The sequence below is a fragment of the Synechococcus sp. PCC 6717 genome (assembly GCF_022698185.1).
GTDB lineage: Bacteria > Cyanobacteriota > Cyanobacteriia > Thermosynechococcales > Thermosynechococcaceae > Thermosynechococcus > Thermosynechococcus lividus.
In genome coordinates this window covers 54,581-81,355 of sequence record NZ_JAKLTV010000001.1, presented here as the reverse complement: position 1 = coordinate 81,355, position 26,775 = coordinate 54,581, and the positions used below count along the sequence as shown (strand labels likewise).

24 protein-coding genes and 1 tRNA gene are annotated in these 26,775 nt (G+C 54.1%); 9 read left to right on the top strand and 16 right to left on the bottom strand.

What is annotated here, in order from left to right; genetic code table 11:
* The first annotated feature begins 61 nt into the window (after positions 1–61).
* Positions 62–868, top strand: a complete 807-nt coding sequence (gene surE, locus L5470_RS00400; RefSeq protein WP_499497460.1) for a 5'/3'-nucleotidase SurE — start codon at positions 62–64, stop codon at positions 866–868.
* On the opposite strand, the gene xth is transcribed toward surE, so the two are convergent.
* Positions 854–1,630 carry an exodeoxyribonuclease III gene (xth, locus tag L5470_RS00395; RefSeq protein WP_499497943.1) on the bottom strand — a complete coding sequence of 259 codons (777 nt, stop codon included), beginning with the start codon at positions 1,628–1,630 and terminating at the stop codon, positions 854–856. The two genes, surE and xth, sit on opposite strands and share 15 nt — an antisense overlap.
* A gap of 207 nt (positions 1,631–1,837) precedes the next feature.
* On the opposite strand from xth, the gene L5470_RS00390 reads away from it, so the two are divergent.
* Positions 1,838–3,277, top strand: coding sequence for a DUF3084 domain-containing protein (locus L5470_RS00390; RefSeq protein WP_499497458.1), 1,440 nt, complete (start codon positions 1,838–1,840; stop codon positions 3,275–3,277).
* Here the strand turns inward: L5470_RS00390 and L5470_RS00385 are convergent.
* Both L5470_RS00385 and L5470_RS00380 read right to left on the bottom strand, forming a co-directional pair.
* Positions 3,274–3,624: a hypothetical protein gene (locus L5470_RS00385; RefSeq protein WP_499497456.1), complete on the bottom strand. Its 351-nt coding sequence runs from the start codon at positions 3,622–3,624 to the stop codon at positions 3,274–3,276. The genes L5470_RS00390 and L5470_RS00385 overlap by 4 nt on opposite strands.
* A gap of 343 nt (positions 3,625–3,967) precedes the next feature.
* Positions 3,968–5,113, bottom strand: a complete 1,146-nt coding sequence (locus tag L5470_RS00380; protein ID WP_499497454.1) for a cysteine desulfurase family protein — start codon at positions 5,111–5,113, stop codon at positions 3,968–3,970.
* Between the two features lie 679 nt (positions 5,114–5,792).
* Between L5470_RS00380 and L5470_RS00375 the strand changes: the two genes are divergently transcribed.
* Entirely contained in the window at positions 5,793–6,470 is a 678-nt protein-coding gene (locus tag L5470_RS00375) for a DUF3747 domain-containing protein (protein ID WP_499497452.1), read from the top strand.
* On the opposite strand, the gene L5470_RS00370 is transcribed toward L5470_RS00375, so the two are convergent.
* The 3 genes from L5470_RS00370 to L5470_RS00360 all read right to left on the bottom strand — a co-directional run bounded on the left by L5470_RS00370 (position 6,467) and on the right by L5470_RS00360 (position 8,929).
* Complete coding sequence (locus L5470_RS00370) at positions 6,467–7,219, bottom strand: TlyA family RNA methyltransferase (protein ID WP_499497450.1); 753 nt, start codon at positions 7,217–7,219, stop codon at positions 6,467–6,469. The two genes, L5470_RS00375 and L5470_RS00370, sit on opposite strands and share 4 nt — an antisense overlap.
* Positions 7,216–8,766, bottom strand: coding sequence for an ABC transporter substrate-binding protein (locus L5470_RS00365; RefSeq protein ID WP_499497448.1), 1,551 nt, complete (start codon positions 8,764–8,766; stop codon positions 7,216–7,218). The genes L5470_RS00370 and L5470_RS00365 overlap by 4 nt, the downstream gene beginning before the upstream one ends.
* 90 nt (positions 8,767–8,856) lie before the next feature.
* Positions 8,857–8,929 (bottom strand) — tRNA-His (locus tag L5470_RS00360).
* A 52-nt stretch (positions 8,930–8,981) separates the two neighbouring features.
* Between L5470_RS00360 and L5470_RS00355 the strand changes: the two genes are divergently transcribed.
* Positions 8,982–9,356: a DUF4359 domain-containing protein gene (locus L5470_RS00355; RefSeq protein ID WP_499497446.1), complete on the top strand. Its 375-nt coding sequence runs from the start codon at positions 8,982–8,984 to the stop codon at positions 9,354–9,356.
* Here the strand turns inward: L5470_RS00355 and L5470_RS00350 are convergent.
* The 9 genes from L5470_RS00350 to L5470_RS00310 all read right to left on the bottom strand — a co-directional run bounded on the left by L5470_RS00350 (position 9,353) and on the right by L5470_RS00310 (position 17,844).
* Positions 9,353–10,036, bottom strand: coding sequence for an urease accessory protein UreF (locus tag L5470_RS00350; RefSeq protein WP_499497444.1), 684 nt, complete (start codon positions 10,034–10,036; stop codon positions 9,353–9,355). The two genes, L5470_RS00355 and L5470_RS00350, sit on opposite strands and share 4 nt — an antisense overlap.
* Positions 10,023–10,466 (bottom strand): urease accessory protein UreE, encoded by a 444-nt coding sequence (gene ureE / locus L5470_RS00345; protein ID WP_499497442.1) that lies wholly within the window; start codon positions 10,464–10,466, stop codon positions 10,023–10,025. The genes L5470_RS00350 and ureE overlap by 14 nt, the downstream gene beginning before the upstream one ends.
* A gap of 318 nt (positions 10,467–10,784) precedes the next feature.
* Entirely contained in the window at positions 10,785–11,906 is a 1,122-nt protein-coding gene (locus L5470_RS00340; RefSeq protein ID WP_448527775.1) for an aldo/keto reductase, read from the bottom strand.
* 6 nt (positions 11,907–11,912) lie between these two features.
* Complete coding sequence (locus L5470_RS00335; protein WP_198406240.1) at positions 11,913–12,425, bottom strand: bifunctional nuclease family protein; 513 nt, start codon at positions 12,423–12,425, stop codon at positions 11,913–11,915.
* An 89-nt stretch (positions 12,426–12,514) separates the two neighbouring features.
* Positions 12,515–13,630: an ATP-dependent 6-phosphofructokinase gene (locus L5470_RS00330; RefSeq protein WP_099798919.1), complete on the bottom strand. Its 1,116-nt coding sequence runs from the start codon at positions 13,628–13,630 to the stop codon at positions 12,515–12,517.
* Between the two features lie 147 nt (positions 13,631–13,777).
* On the bottom strand, positions 13,778–14,986 hold the full coding sequence (locus L5470_RS00325) for an MFS transporter (protein ID WP_099798920.1): 1,209 nt from the start codon (positions 14,984–14,986) through the stop codon (positions 13,778–13,780).
* Between the two features lie 200 nt (positions 14,987–15,186).
* Positions 15,187–15,339 carry a hypothetical protein gene (locus tag L5470_RS00320; protein ID WP_157768337.1) on the bottom strand — a complete coding sequence of 51 codons (153 nt, stop codon included), beginning with the start codon at positions 15,337–15,339 and terminating at the stop codon, positions 15,187–15,189.
* A gap of 182 nt (positions 15,340–15,521) precedes the next feature.
* Positions 15,522–16,916 carry a glycosyltransferase family 2 protein gene (locus L5470_RS00315; protein WP_099798921.1) on the bottom strand — a complete coding sequence of 465 codons (1,395 nt, stop codon included), beginning with the start codon at positions 16,914–16,916 and terminating at the stop codon, positions 15,522–15,524.
* The gene (locus tag L5470_RS00310) at positions 16,837–17,844 is read right to left on the bottom strand and encodes a radical SAM protein (protein ID WP_099798922.1); all 1,008 of its coding nucleotides are present in this window, start codon (positions 17,842–17,844) and stop codon (positions 16,837–16,839) included. The genes L5470_RS00315 and L5470_RS00310 overlap by 80 nt, the downstream gene beginning before the upstream one ends.
* Before the next feature lie 276 nt (positions 17,845–18,120).
* On the opposite strand from L5470_RS00310, the gene L5470_RS00305 reads away from it, so the two are divergent.
* The 3 genes from L5470_RS00305 (at position 18,121) to ribBA (ending at position 23,094) form a co-directional block, all read left to right on the top strand.
* Positions 18,121–18,390 (top strand): Mo-dependent nitrogenase C-terminal domain-containing protein, encoded by a 270-nt coding sequence (locus L5470_RS00305; protein WP_227517305.1) that lies wholly within the window; start codon positions 18,121–18,123, stop codon positions 18,388–18,390.
* 72 nt (positions 18,391–18,462) lie between these two features.
* Positions 18,463–21,246, top strand: coding sequence for a preprotein translocase subunit SecA (gene secA, locus L5470_RS00300; RefSeq protein WP_499497438.1), 2,784 nt, complete (start codon positions 18,463–18,465; stop codon positions 21,244–21,246).
* A gap of 183 nt (positions 21,247–21,429) precedes the next feature.
* Complete coding sequence (ribBA, locus tag L5470_RS00295; protein ID WP_099798925.1) at positions 21,430–23,094, top strand: bifunctional 3,4-dihydroxy-2-butanone-4-phosphate synthase/GTP cyclohydrolase II; 1,665 nt, start codon at positions 21,430–21,432, stop codon at positions 23,092–23,094.
* Here ribBA and L5470_RS00290 read toward each other — a convergent pair.
* Positions 23,091–23,762, bottom strand: coding sequence for a DUF1614 domain-containing protein (locus L5470_RS00290; protein WP_499497436.1), 672 nt, complete (start codon positions 23,760–23,762; stop codon positions 23,091–23,093). The genes ribBA and L5470_RS00290 overlap by 4 nt on opposite strands.
* A 202-nt stretch (positions 23,763–23,964) precedes the next feature.
* Between L5470_RS00290 and cofH the strand changes: the two genes are divergently transcribed.
* On the top strand, positions 23,965–25,155 hold the full coding sequence (gene cofH / locus L5470_RS00285; RefSeq protein ID WP_499497941.1) for a 7,8-didemethyl-8-hydroxy-5-deazariboflavin synthase subunit CofH: 1,191 nt from the start codon (positions 23,965–23,967) through the stop codon (positions 25,153–25,155).
* Positions 25,139–26,737 (top strand): DUF3352 domain-containing protein, encoded by a 1,599-nt coding sequence (locus L5470_RS00280; protein ID WP_499497434.1) that lies wholly within the window; start codon positions 25,139–25,141, stop codon positions 26,735–26,737. The genes cofH and L5470_RS00280 overlap by 17 nt, the downstream gene beginning before the upstream one ends.
* The last annotated feature ends 38 nt before the right edge of the window (positions 26,738–26,775 follow it).

Here is a 26,775-nt window from a genome sequence, read left to right as displayed (position 1 = left end):
TCTCAGGAAGTGTGCTGCAATTTGCAATCAACTGTAACCTTTTGCGGTGTAGGGGGCAACAATGCGTTTACTCATTGCCAATGATGATGGGGTCTTTGCCCCCGGTATCCGTTGCCTTGCGGATACGTTGGCGATCGCCGGTCATGATGTGAGTGTGGTGTGCCCCGATCGTGAGCGATCGGCCACCGGTCATAGTTTGACGGTTTTTGACCCCATCCGCGCTGAAGTGGTTCGCGATCGCTTTCATCCGAGTATTCAGGCCTGGGCCTGCTCAGGGACGCCGTCGGATTGCGTTAAATTGGCGCTAGGGGCGTTGCTACAGGAACTGCCGGATTTTGTGGTGTCGGGGATTAATCAAGGCTCAAATCTCGGTACCGATATTCTCTATTCGGGGACGGTGTCCGCGGCGATGGAAGGGGTGATTGAGGGCATCCCCAGCATTGCCATGAGCCTGACCAGCTTTACCGTCCATGACTTTCAGCCCGCTGCGGACTTTGCCTGTCATTTATTAAAAGCCTTAGAGTCGTCAGTGCCTCTGCCGCCGAAAATGCTCTTGAATGTGAATGTGCCTGCCCTGCCCGCCAGTGAGATTGCGGGGGTGGCCATTACCCGCCAAGGCATTCGCCGCTACCATGATTTGTTTCAGAAGCGGGTTGACCCCCGCGGGAAAACTTACTACTGGCTTGCGGGAGAGGTGGTAGAAGAATATCCCCAAGATCCAGATCAACTCCCCACCGATGTGGAGGCGATCGCCCAAAACCTCATTAGCATTACACCCTTGACCTTTGATTTAACCTATTCCCAAGGACTCACACAGCTTTCTAGATGGCTCGAGAGCGAAACCGTCCGGCAGTTATTCAATTGTTAAAATAACCGGTGCATGATCACTGGGTTTAGGTAGGCGGCGCGGTGCCACATCAATCCGGCACGCCTGTGCTCGCTGCTTCAGACCGGTGGTGATGTACAGGTGATCAATGCGCCAACCATGATTGCGGCGAAACGCCCCCGCCCGATAATCCCACCAGGAATAATGGCCAGCGGCATCGGTAAAGTGGCGGAAGGCATCGCAGAACCCCAAGGCACGAATGGCGGCCAACTGTTCCCGCTCGGCATCGGTGGCACCGACCTTTGTGGCGCGATCGCTGGCGTCAAACAGATCCTTGTCTTCGGGTGCAATATTAAAATCACCGCAGAGGATCACCTCTCCCTGAAGCTGTGCAAGGTAGGCATGCAAGCCGAGTAACCAGCGGAGCTTGTAGTGGTATTTCTCGCTATCGTACTCGCCGCCATTGGGAATATAGACATTGACCAAGGTGAGGTCGGGGGACAGTTGGGCGCGGATCAATCGTTTCTGGTCGTCTAGGTCAGCCTGGGTGGGCAGTTGGGGGGCAAAGCCTGCTTCCACTGCGGCCAAGGGCTGACGACTAATAATGGCGACACCATTGTACGCCTTTTGGCCACTACAATAGACAAAGTAGCCTCGCTCTAAAAAAGCGTGCCGTGGAAATTCAGCATCCACCACCTTTGTCTCTTGCAAACACAAATAGTCCACGCCCGTAGCGTCTAACCATTGGCACACATGGTCAAGGCGAGTGCGAATTGAGTTGACATTCCAAGTGGCAATTTGCAACATTGGCCATGGCAATTTGATCTCACAAAAGTTTATCGCATTTTCTCTAACCGCATACGCTAGAAGTGGTAGTCCGATAACGGTGAGAATGCTTGGCCATCGAGGGTAGCCTACTTGACCTCCACTGGCCACTGGAGTTCTGCCGTTGTTACCTTTGTTACCTTTGTTACGTAATGTATAGTTGGGGAGTGAGCAGCAACACCCTGTATGGCTGGGTACGTTTTGGTTTTAGCGGTTATTGTTTTAGGCGGCGCGATCGCAACCGTTGGCGATCGGCTGGGTTCCAAGGTGGGCAAAGCGCGCCTGAGTTTGTTTAATTTGCGCCCACGGCAAACAGCCGTGCTGATTACCATTCTCACCGGCAGCCTAATTTCCGCCTCTACCTTAGCCTTACTCTTTGCCCTCAGTCGGGAACTACAGGATGGTCTATTGCGAATTGGCACGATTCGCAAGCAACAGCAGGCAGCGGAACGGGAACTGGCAGAGACCCGCGCCCAAAAAGAAGCCATTGAAGCCGAGCTGGCCCAATCCCAAGTAGAACTTGCCACGGTTCGCGAACGCCTTGGCCAAACCAATCAAATTTTAGAGCAGGCGGTTAACCGCCAAACCCTCACCGAGGCAGAACTCAACCAACTGCAAAACCGCTACACCACTGCCCAAGCTGAACTCAAACAGTTTGAAGCCCAAGGGGCACAACTGCGGCAGGAAATTCAACGCCTGCAACAGGAGCGAGACACCATTCAGGGTCGCCTGCGCGATGTGGCCGGTCAAAAAATAGCCTTAGAAAACGCAATTCGCACCGCCCAAGAGCGGTTGGCCGAGGTGGAGTCGCAGAAAAACAGCCTCCAAGCGGAAATTGACCGTATTCAAGATCAACTGGCGGTGGCTAACCAACAGCAGCAGGTGCTACGGGATCAGCAGCGCACCCTTCAACAGGAAATTGCTGCCCTCGAAGCCAGTCGCCAACGCCTAGAGGAAAATGTCAATATTTTGTTGCTGGGGTTACGGCGGGGCACGGTGTCTATTCGCACGGGCCAGGTGCTTGCCTCGGCAGTCATTCAAAACGTCAGCGATCGCGACCAAGCCACCAAAGCCATTGAGCAGCTGCTACGGGAGGCACGCCGCAATGCCATCGTCCTGAATAATCCCCAAAACCTGAGACCCACTGATCAGGTGATTCAGGTGACCGCGGCCGACATTAATCGCCTCCGTGCCCAAATTAGTGACGGTCAGCCCTACGTCGTGCGAATTCTAGCTGCTGCCAACTATTTACAGGGGGAAAATAACATTTTAGTTGTGCCGCAAGTGGCTCGCAACCAAGAGGTTTTTCGCGAAGGCGAGAACTTGGCCACCATCTCCTTTGATCCGAGCCAAATGACCGACGAACAGATTTTTCAACGGCTCGATCAGTTGTTTACCGTCAGCAATCAGCGGGCTATTTCCTCCGGCGTTCTCCCAGATCCTGTCACCGGCAGCGTTGGCTCCTTCCGGCAGATTGAACTGGTGAAATTCATCTTGGATCTCAAAGATTATCAGGGCACTGTCGATATTAGCGCGGTCACCCCCACGCCCGTCTATACCGCAGGCCCGCTCACCCTCTCCCTAGTCGCTCGCCAAAATCAGCGGGTTATCCTGCGCAGTGGTTAGACACTCAGAGCCATCATCTGTGGCATGGCTGGAGCTGCCTTGGTGGTTTTCGTGGTGATGCGTTTTAACCCTAAAATCCAGAGAATTTGATCCTCTGTGGCCGTAGCCTGCTCTTTTGCACCTGCTTTTAAGAGCAACTGATACGTCATCATCAACTTCTCAATTTCTGCAACTTGAACCCGAATTTCGTCCTCATCTAAGTACAGACTTTCAAGAACGGCATTGAGGTCAATTTCAGGATCAGCGACCAGACACGCCCCCTCTGCGACCACAGATCGGAGTTGTCCTTGGTACTGCCGCAACAAACGGCGAATGGTGTAGGCAGTAACTGGCAACAGCTTGGTCATTGATAATCCCCCGATTCATTGGTACTTAACTGATGTAAAAACGAAGATTATCGCTCGATGTAACCCCACACCCTTTGCAGGTGCTAAAGCCAAGGATTGCAAGAGCTATAACCGTAAGTTAAGGCTTAGTTTTACTAATGTAATAATTCTAAGAAATCCGTTACTTGGGGATCATCCGTAATTCTACGCAGACCGGGGATCAGCTGTGACCCAGATCACTAAAGTGCTGTGATAGTAAGCATTTACAGACATTGTAAAGAAATACAAAAAATGCATTTTTATTAAGAAATGTGAAAAATATTATGGGTTATCAACTTTTTTCTCACGCTTCATAGCGTATTGCCTATTGCCGTAGGTGCTGCACGCATTCCGTCACGTAGCCAATCACCTGATTGATCTCTTCTAGGGTGGTAGTTCGCAGTAAGCCAAAGCGGAGCGTTGCCCGAGCGAGTTGGGGCGATCGCCCCAAGGCCAGTAATACATGGGAGGGGGTAGCTTTGGCGCTGCTACAGGCGGATCCAGAGGACAGGGCAACGTGGGGATACAGTGCTCGCAGCAGGGCACTGCCGTCAACACCGCCGATGCTGATATTCAGACAGTTGGGCAAGCTCTGCTCTAAGTCACCATTCAAATAGACCTCCCCTAGGGCTGAAAGCCCCAGCCAGAGATGCTGCTTGAGATGGCGCAGGTGAGCCATATCCGCGGTGAAGCGGGACTGAGCTAAGCGCACCGCCTCACCGAAGCCAACAATGAGCGGGGTAGCAAGGGTACCCGATCGCCATCCCTGCTCCTGCTCGCCGCCGTGGAGTTGGGGGGCTAACTGCACCCTAGGGCGATCGCGCCGCAGATACAACGCACCAATTCCCTTGGGGCCATAGAGCTTGTGTGCCGTCAGCGACATCAGATCAATGTGCATCTGCTGAACATCCAAGGGAACTTTGCCAAGGGCTTGGGCGGCATCACAATGAAACAGCACATTGCGATCGCGACAGCGGCGACCAATCTCCGCCAAGGGATGCACCMCCCCAATTTCATTATTGGCAGCCATCACCGACACTAAAATCGTATCGGCAGCAAACGCCTCTTCGAGAGCCTCCAGATCAATATGACCGTGGGCATTCACCCCCAAATAGGTGACCCGAAACCCCACAGACTCTAGATAACGGCAGGGAGCCAGTACCGCACTGTGCTCTGTCTGCACCGTAATGATATGGCGACCATGGCTGTAGTAGGCCTCCGCCACCCCTTTCAGGGCAAGGTTATCTGCTTCGGTGGCACCACTGGTAAAAATAATGGCTGACGGGTCGGCATTGATGGCTGCCGCCAAATACTGCCGCGCCACTTCCACCGCCGCCGCTGCTTCCCAGCCGTAGGCATGGGCGCTATTACTGGCATTTCCGGGGCGATCGCTAAAGTAGGGCAGCATTGCTGCCAGAACCTGCGGATCAACAGGCGTTGTGGCCAGTCCATCTAAGTAGATGGGGGGCATAGCCAGAACCCAAGGGGTAAGATTGGAACGATACTAACATTTTCCCTTTTAGCCAGTATCTAAAGTGTCGTTGTTGTGCGTCCTCGATACATTCCTATGCTGAATTGACTTCTCTCCTCCTTGAAAGAGAGGGGATTCCCAAAGGATGCTACGCAACGGGCTGAAGCCGCATTGCTTCGCTTTTCCCTTGAGCTGTCACCCACAACTTAATGCGGGTGGGGGCAGTCAAAGACCCCCTACTCACCTCAAGCATCTCTGCTATTGGGACTACGTTTATGTTTCGGTTCGTGGTTTCGCACTTTTCAACACTAGCCAGTTCGATACGCTCAACATCCTGCCATTGCTTGCAGTGGTTTAGGCTTGCCGCCAAAGCGGTAGTGACTTACGTGCCGGGATTTCTCCGTACTAGGATGTTTCTTCGCGTAGTTGATACGTCTACTTTCCACGTCTATAGTTTAACACATAGAGAGGGCTAAAGCCCCCTGAGTTGGCTGTATCCCCTCGCTAAAGCGGAGGGGTTTTAGCCCGCCCACATCACTCCTATAAAAAATGCTGATGAAATGCTCATAGGCTCTCGCTCCCCCGCGTAAGGAACAGTACGATCAATGAGACCGTCCAACCAGCAATAACTGCAGCAAGAACACAGCAGAGCCGTTTAGACGTTTTGAGGAGTTGACCGATGAAACGCTTGCAAAAACTGGGCTTAGGCATTTTAATGATGGCTTGTTTTGGTGCGGCTGTTCCCCAGCCGGCTGAAGCAGGAATGTTTACCCAAACGGAGGTGGAGCAGTCGAACTATGTTGTCATGGCAGTTCCGATTGCCCGCGGGGGCTATCGTCTGTTAGTTGTGGAGCAAATCAAAAATACACGTCCCTGCTGGAGTGAATCTGGGAGCAATCCCATCGTTGTGGATCCCCTGTTGACCACCTTTGACTTTACGGGGATCTGTGGCCGTGCTACCGACAGTAATGGCTATTCCATTCGCGTTGCCCAGCAGGACTTGGGGTTGCAGTACGGCCTACGCATTGAGCAAGGCAACGGTGAACTCGTTCTTGTGGGCAGCAGCCACCGGGGTGGGCCTGCAATGGTGATTGGCCGCACCTATGGTATGCAAGAGGGGCAATTTCTGAAATTTATCTTGGAGCCGGGCTGGCGGCTAACCCGGCGTACCTACGAAGGGCGGGTTCTCGGCCATGTTTACTTCACAAACGATTCTTGGGAAGCGGCAACGGGTGCAGCCCCTACCTCGGTGAGCACCCAAGAGGTACCCCCACCCGTGCCTGTCAGCAATAAAGTCAACCAATTACCGACGTCAGCTGCCCCGATCTCCATCCCTGTACCTAGCCCCCAAAGCTAAGCAGCTTGGCGAAAATGCGCCAGAAACTCCTGATTGCCAGCAGGGCCTAAAAGGGGGGATGGGGTCAGCCCTAGGCACGTCCATCCTTGTTCTACCGCCGCTGCAATGACCTGAGCCACAGCGTCGCGCCGTGCTTGGTCATCGCGCACCACTCCCTTCTTGCCGAGGCGATCGCGCCCCACTTCAAACTGCGGCTTAATCAGCGCAATTAATTCTCGCGGGGGCAGCAATAGGTGCCAAAGAGCCGGTAGAACCTTGGCCAAGGAAATAAAGGAGACATCCACAACCCCCAGATCCGGACGCGGATCCTCAGGGGCATAGAGGTCTGCCGCAGTGAGATGGCGCAGATTTGTGCGCTCTTTAAGCACAAGCCGTGGGTCTTGGCGTAGTTGCCAAGCAACTTGGCCGTAGCCCACATCAACGCCATAGACCCGTTTTGCCCCTGCTTGCAGCAAACAGTCGGTAAAGCCGCCGGTTGAAATGCCACCATCAAGGCACACGCGATCGCGCACCACGATGGCAAAGGTCTCTAGGGCATGGGCTAGTTTTTCACCCCCTCGCGACACGTAGGGGGATCGCGCCTTGATCTGAATTGTGGCATCGATCGCCACTAATGTGCCCGGCTTGTCAATGGGAACGTGGTTCACTTGCACGTCGCCCGCCCGAATCCAACGTTGTGCTTGTTGGCGGCTCTCGCACAGGTGCCGTTCTACCAAAAGGACATCGAGGCGTTCTTTTGCAGGAGTCATTGAGCGTTTTGGAGGAGGGCAAAGGAGAAGTACTGGTTCACATCCAGCGCCAGACCGCTAATGCTAGGCTGGGCAAAGAGGGTGGTTTGACTTTGCCACAAGGGGATAAAGGCCACGGCCTCAGCATTTAGAACTTGCAGTTGGCGCAATAGCTCATCTCGCCGCTGGGGATTCGTTTCACGACGGCTGGCAGCGATGAGGGTATTGGCGTGGGGACTATAAAAGAACGACCCCCAAGCAGCACTGGCACCACTGTCGCATCCCGCTGTGGCTGAACCGCGATCGCAGCTTAGAAATGGCTCTAAATAGTTATCGGGATCATAGAAATCCCCATACCAGTCCAGCATAACCAGCGGGTAAGCCCCCGTGTCCAGATTGCGGTAAATGGTGGCAGCGTCAGCACTGTCGAGCTGTACCCGCACGCGATCGCCCAAGTCACGCTCTAAGGAGGCCTTGAGAACAGTAGCCGCCAAAACATTACTAGGAATGTTGGCGCGATACCACAGGTTTACGACAAGGGGGTGTTCCGCCGTCACGGCAGTCGCCTCTAGCCACTGAGCCACTGTAGCGGGCTGACCGTCCCCGTAGCGATCGCGAAACACTGGCTCACTCACCGGAAATAAGGTAGGGACAAGGGAATAGAGCGGATCCACTGCCCCCAGAAACACCCGTTCCTCCAGCCGTTGGCGATTGATGCTGGCCGCTAGCAATTGCCGCGCCCCTAACTGATCCCAAGGGGGCTGCCGCAGGTTGAGGCTGAGCACCGTAATGGCATTTCCCTCGCCAGCGATCACCTGCCAGTGGTGGGTGCTGGCCTGCTCCGTGAGGGCGCGAATTTGATTCGGGTCCAAGGCTCCAGCGGCAATATCTACACTGCCCGTGCGAAAGGCATTGTAAAGATTGGCGCTACTGGAGAAGACTTGCAGGCGAATCCCTTGATTGCGAGGGGGATCACCCCAGTATTCCCTAAAGGGTTTGAGGTGCACCCCATCGGTGCCGTAGGCGGCTAATTGGTAAGGGCCTGTTCCCACAAACTGGTTGGGCAGAAAGCGATCCGCCGCCGCTGCGTAGGCCGTTGGCGAAATAGCACACAGGCCACTAAAGGCCAGTAGGTGGGGCAAGGCTACAAAGGGTTCCTTGAGTTGAATTTCAAGGAGATCCTCCCGCAGTGCCCGAATGGCCGCCACGCGACCCGCCAACAGCGAGGAGGGTTGGCCACCACTGTCCATAAACCGTTGCAGCGAAAACACCATGGCCGCTGCATTAAAATCAGTACCATCGTGGAAGCGCACCCCCCGCCGTAGGGGAATCCGATAGGTTAGGCCATCCGCGCTGACCTGCGGTAACGCCGTTGCTAACTGAGGTACAAGTTCATGGCTGTTGGGGGCATAGGTATAAAGGCGATCGCCCATATTGTAAAGAAGCAACCCGGCAAGGGTTTCGTAGGCATCGGCAGGATCTAAGGTACGCAGGCGAGCCGTAGTGCCAATGACAATGGTGTCGCGCTCTGGAGTGCCCACGAGGCGATCGCCTCCACAGGCCCCCAAAAATATGGTGAAGAACAGCGCAAGGCCCAACCAAAAGAGTCGCTGCCAACAAGACCGAGACATCAACACCAAAAAAAACTTAGACGAAAGGGCGAGCGATGGGATTCGAACCCACGAATGGTGGAACCACAATCCACTGCCTTAACCTCTTGGCTACGCTCGCCATGCTTCTTAAGCTAGTCTTTGATTGTAACATTTTGGCTTTATATTTCTCCATGGCTCTGCCTCTTAATTCACGTTCTTATTACTCATGGTTAGCTGGGGGTGTTGCTCTCACCGCCGTGGCCGCCGGGGTCACCAACCCCACCCCTGCCGATTACCAGCGCCGTGCCACCACAGAAATTCATACGTTTCTGCTTACGCAAGTGTGTCCGCAGTTGATGCAGCAAACGACGGCGATCGCGCCGTTAGTCTTAGACACCTGCGAAGATTTAGAAGTGGGGGCGGCTGAGGAGATTGAGCGCTACATTGCTTACCATACTCGCGCCTATAATCTTGGGGTGGCCACCCTATTTGTGACCGAGTTACCGATCCAAACCGTTTGGAGCCTCGGTGCCTTTGGCCAGATTGTGCCCCTCCCCTTGAGCTAGCTACGGAACAGCCGACAGTACTGGGTTTCGTGCTGCATACTGGCCAAGGCCAAACCAAGGGTACAACTTCCTAAGTCATCATCCGTGCACTGCACACTCTGCTGCACAGCCGCACCTAACTCACCCTGAAGCTGCCGCAGGAGAACTTGCCCCGCCGTTTGTCCCAAGGGAATCAGTTTTACCCCAGCACCAATGAGGGTGCTCAACCAACTGTGGAGATACCCCAATACCGCCGTTTCCAGAGGAATGGCTGCCATGGCCGCAGCAATACTAAAGGCAATACTCGTATTCCACGGGTAGGGATGCGCTGTGGGCAGTTCCGCCGGCAGGCGATCGCCCTCAAGGGTCTGTACCAGTTCTATCAACGCCGTCCCCATCTGCCAGTTCTGCGCCCGCAGTTCCTCGGTTTCCCGCGCCGCCGAAAGCCAGGCATTCCAGTACCGCAGCCGCTCTATATCGGTTGCCATAAACGCTCGATAGGCTCTGACCATCACCGCAGCCTCCAACTGGGCACTGCCCGCCCTCAGCTCAAAGGTCAGCCAGTCTTTAAGGGCATTGGCCGTGGTTAACTGTTGCTGCGCCACTAGCGTTTCTAACCCTTCAGAATAGTTAAAGCCGCCAATGGGTAGCGCTGGACTCACCCACTGCAACAGGGTTAAAAGCGATCTATCCGTGAGCATGGGAGGGGTAGGCTCCGCTTTCGGGGCAAAAGGCAGCGATCTCAAAGGTGACCGTTAGCCCCCGCTGCTCCAGCAATGTTTGCAGTACCGGATCTGCCCCAAGGCGCAGATAACTGGCATGGATCTCGAGGGGCACATGGCGATTGCCCAAATGGTAAGCAGCCTGCAGCAAGGACAATGCATCCGCCCCCTTGACCCGCAGTGTGGGTTCCGGCTTGGCCAGAACTTTGGCCACAACGGTACCATCGTCCGTCGCCACGAACTCTCCGGGGTGCAGGATCGTTCCCCGCGATAATTTCAAATACAATGCCTGCCCCTCCTCGCTTTGGCAGTAGAGACGACTGCGACACCGCTCTTCCGCCGTTAGGGCAAGGTGTAAGCAGCGGGCAGCCGCCAAGGGTTCCGAACAACGTTGGGTCAGCGTTAACATTACATTAAAGTTAATTCGACAATCTTATCAAAGCGAAACCCCTTCACATCGGGTAGGGCTGGAAGCCCCGTACTTCAGTGCGGGGAGGAAAGCTCCTTTAGCAACTTCAGTTGTTTTAGGTTATAATTGTACTGCGGACACCAGAAACGGTTGTTCAAGGCACTGGTAACGGTCGATTGGGGGTGTTGTAAACCACCCCAGAGGCTCGCGGTTGGCTTGCTAACTGCAGGGCTACTAAAAGCTCCTTGCTTTAGGTGGGAGTAGTTTACTCCGCTGCTGTGTGCACCATCACCGCAGCGGCTGGGGACACTGCTTACTTTAGACTCCTTGCCAGAGCCGCGGGCGAGATTGACCTTGCAACTGGCTATGGGCTTGCCGCAGGAGTCTAGGAATCTCTAGCCTACTGGGACAGCGCGGCAGGCACTCCCCACAATCAGTGCAGCGATCCGCTGGTTGCCCCGGAAACCAATGCCCCGCCCGCCCAAACATGCCATAGCGATACTTGCCAAACTCCTCCATGTTGTAAGCTAGGGTCAAATTCCGCAGCCGCAGGACTTCGGGAATATGGATGTCTTCTGGACAGGGTAAGCATTCATAGCACTGGCGACAGTACTCAGCCCCGAGAGCCTGCTCCATGGCGCTTGCCAGGCGATCGGCCACTGCCTGTTCTTCCGGACTCAGGGGTTCCACCTGATCGGCCACTGCCAAGGGAAACGCCAGCTCGTCTGCGGTAGCAGCTCCCACACTAAGGGTCGTAATACCCGGCTGACTCAAGAGCCAGCGATAGTTCCAATGCAGGGGATGGAGGGGGGCACAGAGGTCTTGTAAGTCGCGTGGGGGCCGATAGAGTTGCCCCCCCTTATCGGCAGGGGAAATAATGAACACGCCCATATCCAAGGCAGCAGCCCGTGCCACCGCTGGCGCATTCCGTTGCTGGAAGTAGGTGTAGTGTAAATTCACAAAGTCAAACAGCCCTGTTTCGATCGCAGCTAACAGGACAGGCAGGGAACCATGACTGGAAAACCCCAATGCACCGATGATGCCTTGTTGTTGATACTGCTGCAGGGTGGCCATCCCCGCAGTGTTGAGCCATGCCAAGTGCTCCGGCGTATTTAAGCCATGAAGGGCAACGCAGTCAAGCCGATCGACCCCCAAGCGCTGCCGGGATTGCTCGATTTGCTGTTGCACATGACGTGCATCCCCAGCGGGCAAAATTTTTGTGGTTAGCCAAAGGTTGGGATACCCCAAGGCTCGCAGGGCACGGCCAATATAGGCTTCACTGGCACCATAAGCAGCGGCAGTTTCGATATGATTAATGCCGTGGGCGATCGCCCGCTCCAGCACCGCTTGCAGGGTTGTCGCATCTGCTAAGCAGCGCATGGTTCCTAGGGAAAACACTGAGAGATTTAGGCCAGTGCGACCAAAGCGACGGTAGCGCATGGAGAGCTAGCTTGCAGAGGAATCCTCAATACCCCGTCCCTGTTGGCTAAAGTCTTGGGGACGAATGGAATCAAGAAACTGCCGAAACGCTATCCGCTCTTGTTCATCGGCATCGCGATCCACAGGAATTGAGGCATCAGCCACCACCGCTTCCATCACCCAGATGGGGCTATCACAGCGTAGCGCAAGGGCGATCGCATCACTAGGCCGAGCATCAATCTCTTTGCACAGGTCGCCTTGGCGTATCGTTAAAACTGCATAGTAGGTGTTATCTTGCAGCGAGTGGATCACAATGCGCTCAAGGGTCATCTCCCAAGCAGCCAAGATGTTGGCCATTAGATCATGGGTCATGGGGCGAGCAGCACGCTGGTGTTCTAAGGCCATTAGAATCGCTCGCGCCTCATTATCACCAATCCAAATGGGCAAGGCACGCCGCCCAGAACCGTCTTTTAACAGCACGATTGGAGTGCGACGGTTAGTGGCATCAAGGGCAATCCCAGCAACAGTCATTTCAATCATAGCCACCTCAACGGGCGCAATGGCGATCAATCCCTTTTCTATTATTAACCATACCTGCAACGGCATTACGAAAGCCTGCTGCGGCTGCCTTAGATGGCACAGGTCACCTCATCGCGGCAGAGGGTCGGGTCCACGTAGGGTAGCATCGGCTTGTCACCCACGTAGATGCCGAGTCCTTGAGCTGTGCGAATTAAAAAGCTATCGGGATCCACATGGCGCGGACATTTGGCCACAACATCGCTAATGGGAACGGTCACAACTTGCCCCCCCTGCCAAGCCACCATGCGGCCAAAGGTTCCTTGAGCGGCCAAATCGACGGCTGTATTACCCATGCCAGCAGCCAAGAGGCGATCCATGGCCATAGGGGCACCGCCGCGCTGAATATGCCCCAACACAGAGACTCGCAACTCGATGGGAATAGGGCTTTGCTTCACTACTTGATCAGCAATGTACTGCCCAATACTGTGGTGTGGCGGATAGGGCTGGGAGGGATCATGGCCAATTTCGTGGGCACCTTCAGCCACCACAATCAAGGCAAATTTGCGTCCCCAGCGTTCGCGTAGTTTTTGCAGATGCTGGCAAATCCCTTCAATGGAGTAGGGAATCTCTGGGATCAGGATGACATCTGCTCCCCCCGCAATGCCGGAGTAAAGTGCCAAGTGACCGGCAGTGCGACCCATAACTTCGACTACAAAGACCCGATCGTGGCTGGCAGCGGTTGACGTAATGCGACTCAGCGCATCCACAACAATATTTACGGCGGTATCAAAGCCAATGGCGCGATCGGTGAGGGCAACATCATTATCAATGGTTTTAGGAATGGCCAGAAAATTCCAGTTCCCCTGTTGTGCTAATTGTTGCAAAATTTTGAGACTACCATCACCACAGATCGCAATCAGGGCATCTAGTCCTAGTTCGTGATAACCCGCAATAACGTCATCGGCTTGAGCAAGGGTGTCCCCCTTGTTGATTGCCCCTAAAATTGTGCCTCCCATATTCAGCAGAACATCCATCCCTCCTAGACCTTCAGCATTTAAGGGGATGGCTTTGCGCTCTAGCAATCCTTGGGTGGCGTGTAAAATGCCTAGCACTTCCCAGCCGTAACTCAGGGTGGCATGCGCTACAATTGCCCGAATGGCCGTGTTCAACCCCGGACAGTCACCTCCACTGGTGAAAACGCCAAGTCGCTTGCGGCTAGTGCTCATGGGTGTTGGTTCTCCTTGGTGATAGCCTGCGTTAGGGACGTAACGTGTACCGCTAACATCCTAACGAAGAGACTGCTGACTTGACTGTTAAGGCAGCATTACATTTTGATGCGGGCAATCCTCAACTGTTTATCCAGCCCAGATGTGTTAGGCACTCGGGCGGTAGGTGGGTTTACGCAAACCCAAGATTAAAAAGATGAAGGCGATCGCCATGATCAACCCGCTTTGGAATGCCGGAGCTTGCCCTCCCCACCGATCAAACACCCACCCAGCCCACGCAGGGCCGGCAATCCCCGCAATACTTTGCAATGACTGACTAGCACCAATAATTTTGCCTTGATCTTCGTCCCGCACGTGGTTAGAAATCACACCCCGCAACGAGGGCAGCATAATACCCACGCCAAAGGCTAAGCCCACAACACACAGATAAATCGATGTTGCACTCCAAGCTCCTGTGGCCGGAATGGCGGCAATCCCCAGTAGGGCAGTGCCAATGAGTGCCATGCCCGCCACACTCAAGCGGTTTTCACCAAACCGGGGAATCAGGGAGCGAATTAAGCCCGCTTGCACCACTGTACTCACTACGCCAATAATGACAAAAACAATCCCCGCCTCCGCAGGCCCCCAATTAAACTGGCGCTTCAAAAAGAGCACAAAAATGCTGGTAAAGCCAGCAAAGGCAAAGTTAAAGATAAAAAAGGAGGCCATCAATGACTGGAGCGATCGCGTCTTAAATAGCTCCAACCACTGCTGTTGTACACCGAAATTCTTTAAACTAAAGGGCGATCGCTGCGCTGCGGGCAACGATTCCGGCAAAATGAAATAGGCCATGACCACATTGATCAAGGCAAGGCTCCCCGCAAAGAGGATGGGCAGCTTGAGGTTCACCGCCGCCAAACTACCACCAATCGCCGGCCCAAAAATAAAACCAATGCCAAAGGCTGCTCCCGTCAGACCAAAATTCTTGGCACGATCCGCTGGCGCAGACGTATCGGCAATATAGGCCTGTGCGGTTGACACCACCCCACCGGTAATCCCATCAATAATCCGTGAGACAAAGAGCAGCCATGGCGTTGTGGCTGCTGCAAATAAAAAGTAGGACACCGCCGTTCCGGCAATACACACGAGCAACACGGGTCTGCGTCCCCAATGGTCGGACAGTGCTCCCAACAGTGGCGCAGCAATAAACTGAGCACCGGCAAACGACGAAAACAATAGAGTTAGGGTCAAGGCATCAAAATGAAACTGCTCAACCAAAAAGGGCAAAATCGGAAAAATTAAACTCTCACCTAAGCGGTCAATGACAATTGTGAGCAGGACAACAAATAATGGTGAGCGTAGGTAGCGGATCCCCATGTAGTACACATTCCTCAACAAACTTAAGAATAGCTGACCGCCAGTTGGTTAAGGACAATATAAAAACTGGGGGTTCGACTAGCTTACCGTCTCTGCCTCTTACTGCAAAGGCACGCCGTCTCACCAGACAAGCGCCGTGATTCTTCCTCGGGCAAATTAGTTTTGGTGAGAGTTCCCCCATCCTTAGGCAGTACAGTAGTTCATGGGGTTAGCGTGAGGTTCGAGGGGGTGTCTAGGGATGCTGGCACCGATGGCTCCTGCCACCAACCGAGGCCGTAGCATTTTTTCAGCAGTCGTCGATAGGCAATCACGGTGCCATCGGAGGCTTGGAGTAGATCGGTGCTGTTGTTCAAAAAGGGGCACACTTGTTCATAGACGGGGTGGGTTGGGGGTCAAGGGTAGAAACCAGAGCCATCGGTGACATGAACTTGCCAGTTATCGAACAACGATCCACTAGAAACTACTCTAATGAGGCAAGTTAACAAAACTATGTCATAGAGATGACGGAACTGCAACAAGTTGCCCGATCAACATCCTAGGTACCACAGTGTACCGTCTTCACCCACTTGAGGCGTTTTGCCCGCACCGCCATTCGCACTGTTGTACTACTAACCACCGGCAGCCAATGGAACATGTAGAGAGTGCCCCAGAGACTCGTCCACAAAATTGTCCACCGAGCTAGCGGCTGCGGCTGAGCCTTGGGAATGGCTCGCGCCATGCCAATAAACGAAATCAAGATGCTCAAGGTGGTTAGGGGAAGTAGCACCGGCAGGCGATGCTGAACCGCAGACATCAGGGCATCAGGAACCGTCGCCGTAGGAATAGCGTACTTAATCAGAAACCAACAGAACACATCCCAGCTTTTTTGCCACCCCAAGCGATTACTGAGCAAGGGCTGCCAGTAGTCAAGGTAGCTTTGGTAGCCCCCTTCCCCCCAGCGATTCCGCTGATGCCAAAGCGCTACTAGGGAGGTCACCCCCTCTTCCTGTACTGCTGGCATCATCAGCACCTGAATCTCCCACCCATGAAGATGCAGCTTTAAGCTCAGATCAAGATCATCGGTGATGGTTTCTTCATTCCAGCCACCGCAGCGCTCAAGGGCTTGCCGCCGCACAAATTGACCGTTCCCCCGCAGTTCTCCCATCCCACCGCAGGCCACTCGCTGTTGTTGGTAGTAGGCATCAAGCATCATTTCTGCTGCCTGCCCTTGGGTGATTAAGTTAATCTCAGCATTACTGATGGCTTTGCGAACTTGAACCGCACCCACCCGCGGCGAGTAAAATTCGCTCACCACGCGCTGCAATAGGTCTGGTGTAACAGTGGCATCGGCATCAAACACACCAATAATTTCTCCGCGGGTGAGGGGCAACACCTGATTTAAGGCACCGGATTTCCCCCCGCCTGCACCGGGGAGCCGCCGCAGCACTTTGAGTTGGGGATAGGTTTGCTGGAGGCTGGCCAAAATATCGGGGGTGCGATCGCTACTGTTATCGTCAATGACCCAGACTTCATAGCGGGGGTAATCTAACTGACAGAGGTTTTCCACCAAGCGACCAATCACCGCTTCTTCATTTTTGGCCGCCACCATGAGGGAGACCAGAGGAGTCAGCCGAGAGCTAGGCGGTACTAAATCACTCTCCGATGCTGTTCCTTGTGGTAGAGGCTGCACCTCGGCTCGCCAGTAGCGCAGTGCTTGCCAACTCATTAAGAGAGTGAGGCCATAAATTAGATAGACCGCCCCTAGAACAAGATGTAGCGCAATGGTTACCCCCCAAATTAAGGAAAGAGCAACAAACGCCTTGCGTCGTCGCCCTTCAGAACGGGGTTGCAGCGGCGGACTGTCAGCGGAATCAACCCACTCCGACAGGAGTTCGTCGAGTGGATCGGCTTCGCTGTAAAAACTGTTTTCGGGCCAGGAATTCTCCGGCATAGGTCACCTGATTAAGAAACCAGTACTTATCTATCCCCTTAAAGAAACTGGGAATGAGATAACACCACACCGTGCACCCCTCACACACCGCAAGTCGTCCTTGCGAACGCCGATATTGGTCAACTATCTCAGACTCTTTATAGAGGTCGTACAGGCGACCATTAATGGGTACTCCCGTCTGCGCAAAGTGATAGCACGGTAACAGCAGCTCATCATTAGGAGAAATGGCAATCACCGCATCCACCGCTTTACAGCGCGGAGTTTGTGTGCTATTGCCACCCGCCCGAATGAGTGCGAGTGCTGCCTTATTGTAACCAACATTGTTATACTTCTTTGCATTTTGTTCAATACTGTCGGCAACTTCTGGGGTCGGGTTCTTTTTGTCGTTGTAGTTTTCGTGCGCCGTAAAGGCTGGATTCAGCCAGACTCGAACCCCCAGTTGTTGCGCCAGTTCTGCCACCTCGCCAATCCGCTCATAGTTCTGGGCGGTAACGGTGTGGTTAAGCACTGGGTATTCCCCCAGCTCAAGGGCTATCTTCACGGACTCCACCAGCGTATCGAAGATTTTGACCCCCCGGGATTGATCATGGGTGGCGGCATCCGGACCATCAAGAGAAAAGTTCAGAAAATCCACTAATCCTTGGATTTCCTTAGCTCGCCGTGGATACAGAATCGTGTTTGTGGTCATACTGGTGACAAAGCCCAGCCGCTTCGCTTCACGATAAATCTCTGGGGCATCGGCGCGCAGCAGCGGTTCGCCCCCCGTAAAGTCCACGTACTTGACCCCCAACCGCTTGAGGTCTCGCAAGTTCGTTTGAATCGCACTAAATTCGGCCTCTTTCCCTGGCTCAAGTGCCCAAATGTCACAAAAATGACAGCGGGCATTACAACGGTAGGTGAGGTAATAGTTGGCAACTAATGGACTCATTGAACCTTTTCCTTCTGGTACAAACCCAAGCTCCAATAGCGGAAGCTAAGGCAAACAATTGAAACGTATCTAGGCAAAATACAAACATTTAGGTAAGTTGCTCAACAGTGTAAACCAGATTGTTAACCATGGTGCTCCTTCGCTGCTGCGAGCTTTAGCTTGACTTATCAAATATAAAATTTTTTTATATAATTAAGGGATTGATATTTGCTGAGATTATCTTTACCGTAAAAGTGTGGTGAGTATTCAGCGGTAACTACAGCAATGAATCAAGAGATGACCCAATCCCTTCCAATAATGGCTACCCTGCGGCAATGGCTCTTGACCTTACCGGTGGACACCCCGGCGATCGCCCACCGTATTTGTCGATGGATTCCTGCCCAGTGCCCCTTTGCCCGCCGCATTTCTTTATGGGGACGTCCCGTGATCACCATTCCGCCCTTGTGTAAACTCAATCCTTTTTACGAAGAGATTATTCTGTTGCGGTTTCGCGCCCTAACGTACCTCAGTGACGTTTGTGGTGAGGACATTAGCCAGTATGTCTAGGGGCAGCGGTTGGGGAGCTGGTACTTGCTATAGGATGTAGAATATATAGCTTTGTATCATGGTGCCCGTCACATGCTGAAAGCCCTATTTGGCGATCCCAATCAGCGCAAGGTTAAAAAATATCAACCCTACGTGGTCGAGATCAACCTGCTGGAGGAGCAGATTCAGGCTCTAAGCGATAGTGAGTTACAGGCCAAAACCGGTGAATTCAAGCAACGGTTGGAGAACGGCGAAGCCCTTGATGACCTCTTGCCCGAAGCCTTTGCGGTGGTGCGCGAAGCGTCACGGCGGGTCTTGGGAATGCGGCACTTTGATGTGCAGCTCATCGGCGGCATGATTCTGCACGATGGTCAAATTGCCGAAATGAAAACGGGCGAAGGAAAAACCCTTGTGGCCACCCTGCCCGCCTACCTCAATGCCTTAACTGGCAAAGGGGTGCACATTGTTACGGTGAACGATTACTTGGCGCGGCGCGATGCAGAGTGGATGGGGCAAGTACATCGATTTTTAGGGTTAAGCGTTGGGCTAATTCAGCAGCAGATGGCTCCCCAAGAGCGCCAAAAAAGCTATGCGTGCGACATTACCTATGCCACCAACAGTGAAATTGGCTTTGACTACCTGCGGGATAATATGGCCACCTCCATGGCTGAGGTGGTGCAGCGGCCGTTTAACTACTGCGTGATTGACGAAGTGGACTCGGTGCTCATTGACGAAGCCCGCACCCCGCTGATTATTTCTGGGCAAGTGGAGCGGCCTACCGAAAAATACCTGAAGGCGGCAGCCATTGCCCGTAGCCTCAAAAATGAGGAGCACTACGAGGTGGATGAAAAGGCACGCAACGTCTTAATGACGGATGAAGGCTTTATCGAGGCAGAAAAGTTGCTGGGGGTAGAGGATCTCTACGATCCGCAGGATCCGTGGGCGCACTACATCTTTAATGCCATTAAGGCCAAGGAACTTTTCCACAAGGATGTGCACTACATTGTCCGCAATGGTGAGGTTGTCATTGTGGATGAGTTTACGGGGCGAGTGATGGTGGGTCGCCGCTGGAGTGATGGCCTTCACCAAGCCATTGAGGCAAAAGAGGGGCTGGATATTCAAAACGAGTCGCAGACCCTTGCAACCATCACCTATCAAAACCTATTTTTGCTCTATCCCAAGTTGGCGGGGATGACCGGAACAGCCAAGACCGAGGAAGCAGAGTTTGAAAAAATCTACAAGCTAGAGGTGACTGTAGTACCCACCAATCGCCCCAGCCGGCGGCGGGATCTGTCTGATGTGGTCTATAAAACAGAGCGGGGGAAATGGCTTGCAGTGGCCAGCGAGTGTGCGGAAATTCATGCCCAAGGGCGACCGGTTCTGGTGGGAACCACCAGCGTTGAAAAGTCTGAGATTTTGTCCCAGTTGTTGCGGGAACTGGAAATTCCCCATAACCTTCTGAATGCCAAGCCAGAGAATGTGGAGCGGGAGTCGGAAATTATTGCTCAGGCTGGGCGCAAGGGGGCGGTGACCATCTCGACCAATATGGCCGGTCGGGGTACAGACATTATCCTTGGCGGTAACGCTGATTATATGGCACGGCTGAAGGTGCGGGAATATTTTATGCCCCGAATTGTCATGCCTCCCAGTGATGATCCAATGATGCTGTTGGGGTTGATGCAAAGCCGCCAAGGGGGGCAGGGCTTTGGTCAAGCTGCACCTAAGAACTGGAAGGTTTCAACGAGCTTGTTTCCCTGCGAGATCAGCAAGGATGCTGAAAAGTTGCTGCGCCATGCGGTGGAGGTTGCAGTTAAAACCTACGGTGAGCGCAGTATTCCTGAACTGCAAGCCGAGGATATGCTGGCGATCGCCTCGGAAAAAGCCCCTACCGATGATCCCGTCATTCAAGCGCTGCGGGCTGCGTTTAATCGCATTCGGGAAGAGTACGAAGTCGTCACTAAAAAAGAACACGAAGAGGTGGTGGAGCTAGGCGGTCTGCACGTTATTGGCACCGAGCGGCATGAGTCACGCCGAATTGATAACCAATTGCGGGGGCGTGCCGGTCGCCAAGGGGATCCAGGCTCAACCCGCTTTTTCCTGAGCTTAGAAGATAATCTGCTGCGTATTTTTGGGGGCGATCGCGTCGCAGCGATTATGAATGCCCTGCGGGTTGATGAAGATATGCCCATTGAATCAGGGTTGCTGACCCGTAGCCTCGAAAATGCCCAGCGCAAGGTTGAAACCTACTACTACGACATCCGCAAGCAGGTGTTTGAGTACGACGAAGTGATGAACAACCAGCGGCGGGCAATCTATGCAGAGCGGCGGCGGGKGCTCGAGGGGGAAGACCTGAAGGATCGGGTGCTTGAGTACGCCGAAAAAACGATGGATGATATTATCGCCGCCTACGTCAACCCAGATCTACCCTCTGAGGAATGGGATTTAGAGGGGCTGGTGAGTAAGGTACAGGAATTTGTTTATTTACTGGCAGATTTGCGCCCGGAACACATTGCCCACCTCAGCGTGCCGGAAATGCAAGCCTTTTTGCACGAGCAAGTGCGCACCGCCTATGAACAAAAAGAAGCAGAGATTGATCGTCTCCAAGCAGGATTAATGCGGCAGGCAGAGCGGTTCTTTATTTTGCAGCAAATTGATATGCTCTGGCGTGAGCACCTACAGCAGATGGATGCCCTGCGCGAATCCGTGGGGTTGCGGGGCTATGGCCAAGAGGATCCCCTCGTCGAGTATAAGCGCGAAGGCTACGAGCTATTCCTCGACATGATGGTTATGATCCGCCGCAATGTGGTTTACTCCCTGTTCCAGTTTCAGCCTCAGGTGGCACCACCACCGGAAGTTTCCTCCTCGGAGTCGGTGTAGGGGAGTAGCCGGTGACCCTGCGCGTCCGGCTCCCTGACTCGCCCTGAGCTTGATCTGGCGATTCCGTGGGAGGCAGCAGCGGGGTGGCGACCTAGCTGGGCGGATGGTGACGAGTTGAGAGCTAGGATAAAATAAAAAAAATAAATCTTAAAAACTTCACTCCTAACGCGCTAAGAGACTAGCTTGAACGATTCATTTACTTTTGACTCAATTGATGCTGCCCTTGAAGCATTGCGTCGCGGTGAAGTGATTGTCGTGGTAGATGATGAGCACCGTGAGAATGAGGGGGACTTAATTGGAGCAGCGGCGCGGGTGACCCCTGCCATGATTAACTTTATGGCCGTCAATGCTCGCGGGTTAATTTGTTTGGCGATGGAGGGCGATCGCCTCGATCAGCTAGACTTGCCCCTGATGGTGACCACTAATACCGACAGCAACCAAACAGCCTTTACAGTCAGTGTAGATGCCGGTTCTCGCTGGGGGGTCACCACGGGGATTTCCGCAGAGGATCGGGCACGCACCATCCAAGCGTTGATTGATCCGAGCACCCAACCGCAAGACTTGCGCCGACCCGGGCATATATTCCCCTTGCGATCGCGCCCTGGAGGGGTGCTAAAGCGCGCCGGCCACACCGAAGCGGCAGTGGATTTAACTCGCTTGGCGGGACTGTATCCCGCTGGCATCATTTGTGAAATCCAGAATCCGGATGGCTCCATGTCGCGGCTACCTGAGCTGATGGCCTATGCCCGCACCCATCACCTCAAAATTATTAGCATTGCGGATCTCATTAGCTATCGCCTACAGCACGAGCGGTTTATCCGCCGCGAAGCCGTCGCTGCTTTACCCACTGAGTTTGGAGAGTTTCAAATTTATGGCTATCGCAACTCCCTCGACCACTCTGAGCATGTGGCCATTGTCAAAGGGGATCCGGCCAGCTTTAGCCACCACCCTGTTCTTGTGCGGGTACATTCAGAATGTCTGACAGGAGATGCCTTGGGGTCGTTGCGCTGCGACTGCCGTATGCAATTGCAGGCTGCCCTGAAAATGATTAATGCCGCGGGGGAAGGTGTGGTTGTGTATCTGCGCCAAGAAGGGCGGGGAATTGGTTTAGTGAATAAACTCCGCGCCTACTCGCTTCAAGATATGGGGATGGATACCGTTGAGGCCAATGAGCATTTAGGGTTTCCGGCAGATCTGCGCAACTACGGCGTTGGTGCCCAAATGCTCAATGATTTAGGGGTGCGTCAAATTCGCCTCATTACGAACAACCCGCGCAAAATTGCTGGCCTCAAGGGCTATGGCCTAGAAGTGGTGGATCGCGTGCCGCTCCTGATTGAGGCCACCCCCTACAACACTAGCTACTTAACGACCAAAGCTGAGAAACTCGGGCACTTGCTGCTGCAAACCTATCTGTTAACGGTGGCCTTTCGTTGGCAAGAGGTCAATCTGAGCATGGGCGATCGCTACGAACGGTTAGAGAAACTGCGCCATCTGGCAGCGGGGATGGACTTATTGGTACGGGAAGACGCCCGACCTGTTGCCCAAGCTATTTTTAGCCACCCCGACTTAATTGTCCATTTTGGCTTTGATCAACCGGATCTCGCCGATCGCCACTGGATGCAGCAGCCGGAGCATCCCTACGTGCTTGCGGTGCAACAGTTGTTAGAGACCTTTTGCCAGTGGCCGAACCTAGCAAGTTTTGAGTTCTTGGTAGCCACCGGCAGCGATCCTATGCTGAACCTCCCGATGCACCTTGATCGCCAGCCCTACCACCAACAACTGCCCGCCCAGTGGCAACCCCATCTGATCTATACCTATGCCTGCTCAAAGACGCTCGACGTGAACTAGGTTAACAACAAGGMAAATAGGCCGCACAGCGCAATCCCATCAAAGACGCCGGCACCGCCGATGCTGAGCACCCCAGGGGTCATGCGCTCAATTTCTGGCAGATGTAGCAAGTCCGCGCCAATCAACGTTCCTAATMCCCCGCCAGCAAAGGCGATCGGCGCTGCTCCATAGCCCCCTGTCAGCAGCACAGATGCAAGTGCGGCGGTGAGGGGGGCAACCAGTGCATTCATCTGAATCCCAATCCCAGGAACGACTTGGGCTGAATAATAGCTCACGAATGTAACAATTGCTGTCACCACTATGATCAGCAAGGGATTGGAGCGCGTCAATTCGTAGAGGGCAAGCAGTGTTGGAATCAGCCCACCGCCAACATTCAAGGCCACAATTGTCTTTTGCTCAACCTTCCGTAGGGGAATGCCCCAAAATCGGGCGACCCAAAGCTCTGTGAAATCCGGCACGATCGCGACCCGCGAGACTCGTTCGTAGAGGGGAATGTTAATCGTGCTGCCCAGAATCACCGCAGCAAATAACAGCAGGGCAACGCCTGGCGAAAAGCCCAGTTTGGCCACCGCCACTTCAACCACATCGATGGCGATCGCCAGCCAAATAAAGGGAAAGAGCAGCAAAAAAAGTATAAAGAGCAGTAAGGTGACAGGCAGGTAAATCATGGTGGGGCGAGTCAAACGACCGATTACTTAGTAGAGGGCACAACAATGGGACTGAATCTTTTAATCTTAACGGATGACGGGTTTGCAGAAAGATCGATCCCGCAGTCCGTAGCGTCAAGCAGCAATTCGGGCACGATCTCCATCGGTGAAATATAGGATACTGGTAGGGTATCGGCCTATGGCTCCTGCAACCCCCATCCCGATGCTGAGAGTACCTTCCTTAGACAATCTACTGAGTGGCAACGGTTTGGAGGCGAGATCTGCCCTCACGCTCTTAGCGTCTGCCATGCCTGTTGCCGAGAGTGTCTCCCCGTCCGCCACAGATCTGCCCCCCCTGTTAAGAGACATTCAAGCCAGTGCAAATCAATGCCGACAACAGCAGGTCGGCGAAATTGTCACCTACGTGATTAACCGGAATATTAATTTCACCAATATCTGCGAGCAACACTGTGCTTTTTGTGCCTTTCGTCGGGAGGCGATCGCTCCGGATGCCTACTGGTTGACGACGGAGGCGATCCTCCGGAAAACTGCTGAGGCCGTCGCCCAAGGTGCCACAGAACTTTGTATGCAGGGGGGGCTGAATCCCGCTGCCAAGGTGCGGGGGTCGAGCCTGCGGTACTATCAGCAGCTTGTCCGCGAGATTAAAACAGCCTTTCCGCAGGTGCACCTGCACGCATTTTCCCCCCAAGAAATTCAGTTTATTGCCCGCGAAGATGGCCACTCCTACGCTGAGGTGATTGCGACCCTCCATGAAACGGGGGTGGACTCAATGCCAGGCACCGCCGCAGAAGTGCTGGTGGATGCTGTCCGCGCTAAAATTTGCCCTGAGAAACTTGATACGGCAACTTGGATAGAGATTGTTGGTACAGCCCACCGGCTAGGGGTGTGGACAACCAGTACCATGCTCTGCGGCCATATTGAAACACCCCAAGATCAAATCGCCCATTTGCAGCACCTAAAAGAGCTACAGCGCACCGCCTTAGACAAGGGCTACCCTGGCCGCATCAGCGAATTTATTCTACTGCCCTACGTTGGGGAACACGCCCCCAGAGCCATGCGACAATGGGTGGGGCACCCACAACCACGGTTATGGCCAACGTTGGTACTGACCGCCGTGGCACGCTTATTTCTGGGGCAGTGGATTCCTAACCATCAACCCAGTTGGGTCAAGTTAGGCTTAGCAGGAGCAACCATGGCGCTACATTGGGGCTGTAATGACTTGGGGGGCACCCTCATGGAGGAGCACATTACCTCCGTCGCGGGGGCGCGGGGCGGCACAGCTCTGGGGGTGGCCGATCTTGAAGCTGCGATTCGCTCTGTTGGGCGCACTCCCTGTCAGCGGACTACTCTTTACCATCACCTTGGCGAGGTTCACTATGACAACGCAGTCTAAACCGTCAGTACCGCGGCTTCAACGGCGTCGCTCTTGGGTATGGGGGGGGGTGGCGGTTGTTGTCGTTGGTGCGGGGGTGGCAGCGGCGATATTTCTTTGGCAACAGTTGAGTCGTCGTCCTGTCGCAGCGGGAATGGCGATCGCCCCTCAAAATGCCTTGTTTACTCTATCGCTCCCCACCGATCCTAGCCCATGGCAAGCCGTTGCTCAAAGCAACCTGCTCCAGCGTCAGCCTTGGTTAGCACCAGACTATGGGCCGGTATCTCCTAGGGGTGTTGAGTTGGCAGGGGCTGACTATCTTAAAGAGGTGCGTCCCTTCATTGGCAAGCAGGCCACCTTAGTGATGTTGCCGATGACCCCAGAGACGGTGMAAGAGTTGCCTGAACCGCCGTTTGTGTGGATTGTGCCCACCCTTAACCTGCCGATGGGGGAGCAACTGCTGCAACGCTTTATGGGATCGCCCCTCACTGAGGTGAACGGCATCAAGATCTTTAGCGCGAAAGGAGTTTTACCGACAGCTGAACAGGGGGCGATCGCCCTCGTCAACCATGCTGATCAGTCTTATATTGTCTGGAGTCGGCACCAGAGCGCCCTTAAAGAGGTCATTACCACCGCTCAGGCAAATAACGGTATTGCCACCAAATCCGATTATCAGCACGCCATCAAGGACTTACCCCCCCGCCGTCCCCTCGTGGAACTCTACGTCAATTTACCTGCCTTTGTTGCCAGCCAGTCTGCGGCTCCCGATGGCGCACTACCGAACCCCCCCCGAGACATTGAAGGGCTAGTGGCTGCTGTCGATATGACTCCGCAGGACATTGACCTGCAAGCCGTGACGTGGATCCCCCAAGACCGACAGCGCCTTATCCAAGAAGGGCAAAGTCGGGAGCTGAGTCGTCTGGTGCCCGATACAACATTAGCGTTTTACGGTGCTGGCTCCTTTCAAGCCCTCTGGCAAAATACGCCCCAGGGTGTGCAAAAGGCGATTAGCGACACTGTTGAGGACTTGACAGGCCTAGACTGGCAGAGCACCTTTGTGCCTTGGATGACCGGTGAATTTGCCGCTGCATTTGTGCCAGTGCCCTCCCTGCGCAATGCTCCCAGCCTCCTATTTTTGAGCCAAACCAACGATCGCCCCCGTGCGGAAGCAGCATTTCAAGAACTGGATCAGCAAATTCGCGATCGGCTGAAGTGGCGGATCCAGCAAACCAGCCCAGCGCCGCAGCCCATGACCACGTGGAGTATTCCCCCTGGCTTACCGGTTGCCCAGCACGGCTGGCTCAGCAATAACACCCTGTTTTTAGGTCTAGGGCCGTCCCTCTTGGCGGATATTACCCCCCGGCCACCTCGCCCCCTTGCCGATAGCCCACTGTACCGTGCCGTTATTCCCCATCCGCGCGGGGCGCAGTTGTATATTAACCTTAGCGATCTGAGTCTGTTTGAAAATAGCCTGCTGCTGCCGCAATTGGCACCAGATGTGGCGCGATCGCTGCAACCCTTTGCCGCCTTGGGTGTGACCACCCAAGTTCGGAATCCGCAACAAACGCTTTACACTGTCCGAATTCGCTTAAAAGACTCATAGGTGACGTAGGATGTTGTGATCTATGGAGGGGGACAGCA

Bases quoted from the DNA above. Each gene is read 5' to 3' on its own strand.
- L5470_RS00325 (WP_099798920.1), bottom strand. From the start codon at position 14,986: ATGGGGATCCGCTACCTACGCTCACCATTATTTGTTGTCCTGCTCACA.
- L5470_RS00355 (WP_499497446.1), top strand. From the start codon at position 8,982: ATGGCTCTGCCTCTTAATTCACGTTCTTATTACTCATGGTTAGCTGGG.
- surE (WP_499497460.1), top strand. From the start codon at position 62: ATGCGTTTACTCATTGCCAATGATGATGGGGTCTTTGCCCCCGGTATC.
- cofH (WP_499497941.1), top strand. From the start codon at position 23,965: ATGCTGAGAGTACCTTCCTTAGACAATCTACTGAGTGGCAACGGTTTG.
- L5470_RS00305 (WP_227517305.1), top strand. From the start codon at position 18,121: ATGACCCAATCCCTTCCAATAATGGCTACCCTGCGGCAATGGCTCTTG.
- ureE (WP_499497442.1), bottom strand. From the start codon at position 10,466: ATGTTAACGCTGACCCAACGTTGTTCGGAACCCTTGGCGGCTGCCCGC.
- L5470_RS00370 (WP_499497450.1), bottom strand. From the start codon at position 7,219: ATGACTCCTGCAAAAGAACGCCTCGATGTCCTTTTGGTAGAACGGCAC.
- L5470_RS00315 (WP_099798921.1), bottom strand. From the start codon at position 16,916: ATGCCGGAGAATTCCTGGCCCGAAAACAGTTTTTACAGCGAAGCCGAT.
- L5470_RS00340 (WP_448527775.1), bottom strand. From the start codon at position 11,906: ATGCGCTACCGTCGCTTTGGTCGCACTGGCCTAAATCTCTCAGTGTTT.
- L5470_RS00375 (WP_499497452.1), top strand. From the start codon at position 5,793: ATGAAACGCTTGCAAAAACTGGGCTTAGGCATTTTAATGATGGCTTGT.
- L5470_RS00335 (WP_198406240.1), bottom strand. From the start codon at position 12,425: ATGATTGAAATGACTGTTGCTGGGATTGCCCTTGATGCCACTAACCGT.
- L5470_RS00350 (WP_499497444.1), bottom strand. From the start codon at position 10,036: ATGCTCACGGATAGATCGCTTTTAACCCTGTTGCAGTGGGTGAGTCCA.
- L5470_RS00390 (WP_499497458.1), top strand. From the start codon at position 1,838: ATGGCTGGGTACGTTTTGGTTTTAGCGGTTATTGTTTTAGGCGGCGCG.
- L5470_RS00385 (WP_499497456.1), bottom strand. From the start codon at position 3,624: ATGACCAAGCTGTTGCCAGTTACTGCCTACACCATTCGCCGTTTGTTG.
- L5470_RS00310 (WP_099798922.1), bottom strand. From the start codon at position 17,844: ATGAGTCCATTAGTTGCCAACTATTACCTCACCTACCGTTGTAATGCC.
- L5470_RS00330 (WP_099798919.1), bottom strand. From the start codon at position 13,630: ATGAGCACTAGCCGCAAGCGACTTGGCGTTTTCACCAGTGGAGGTGAC.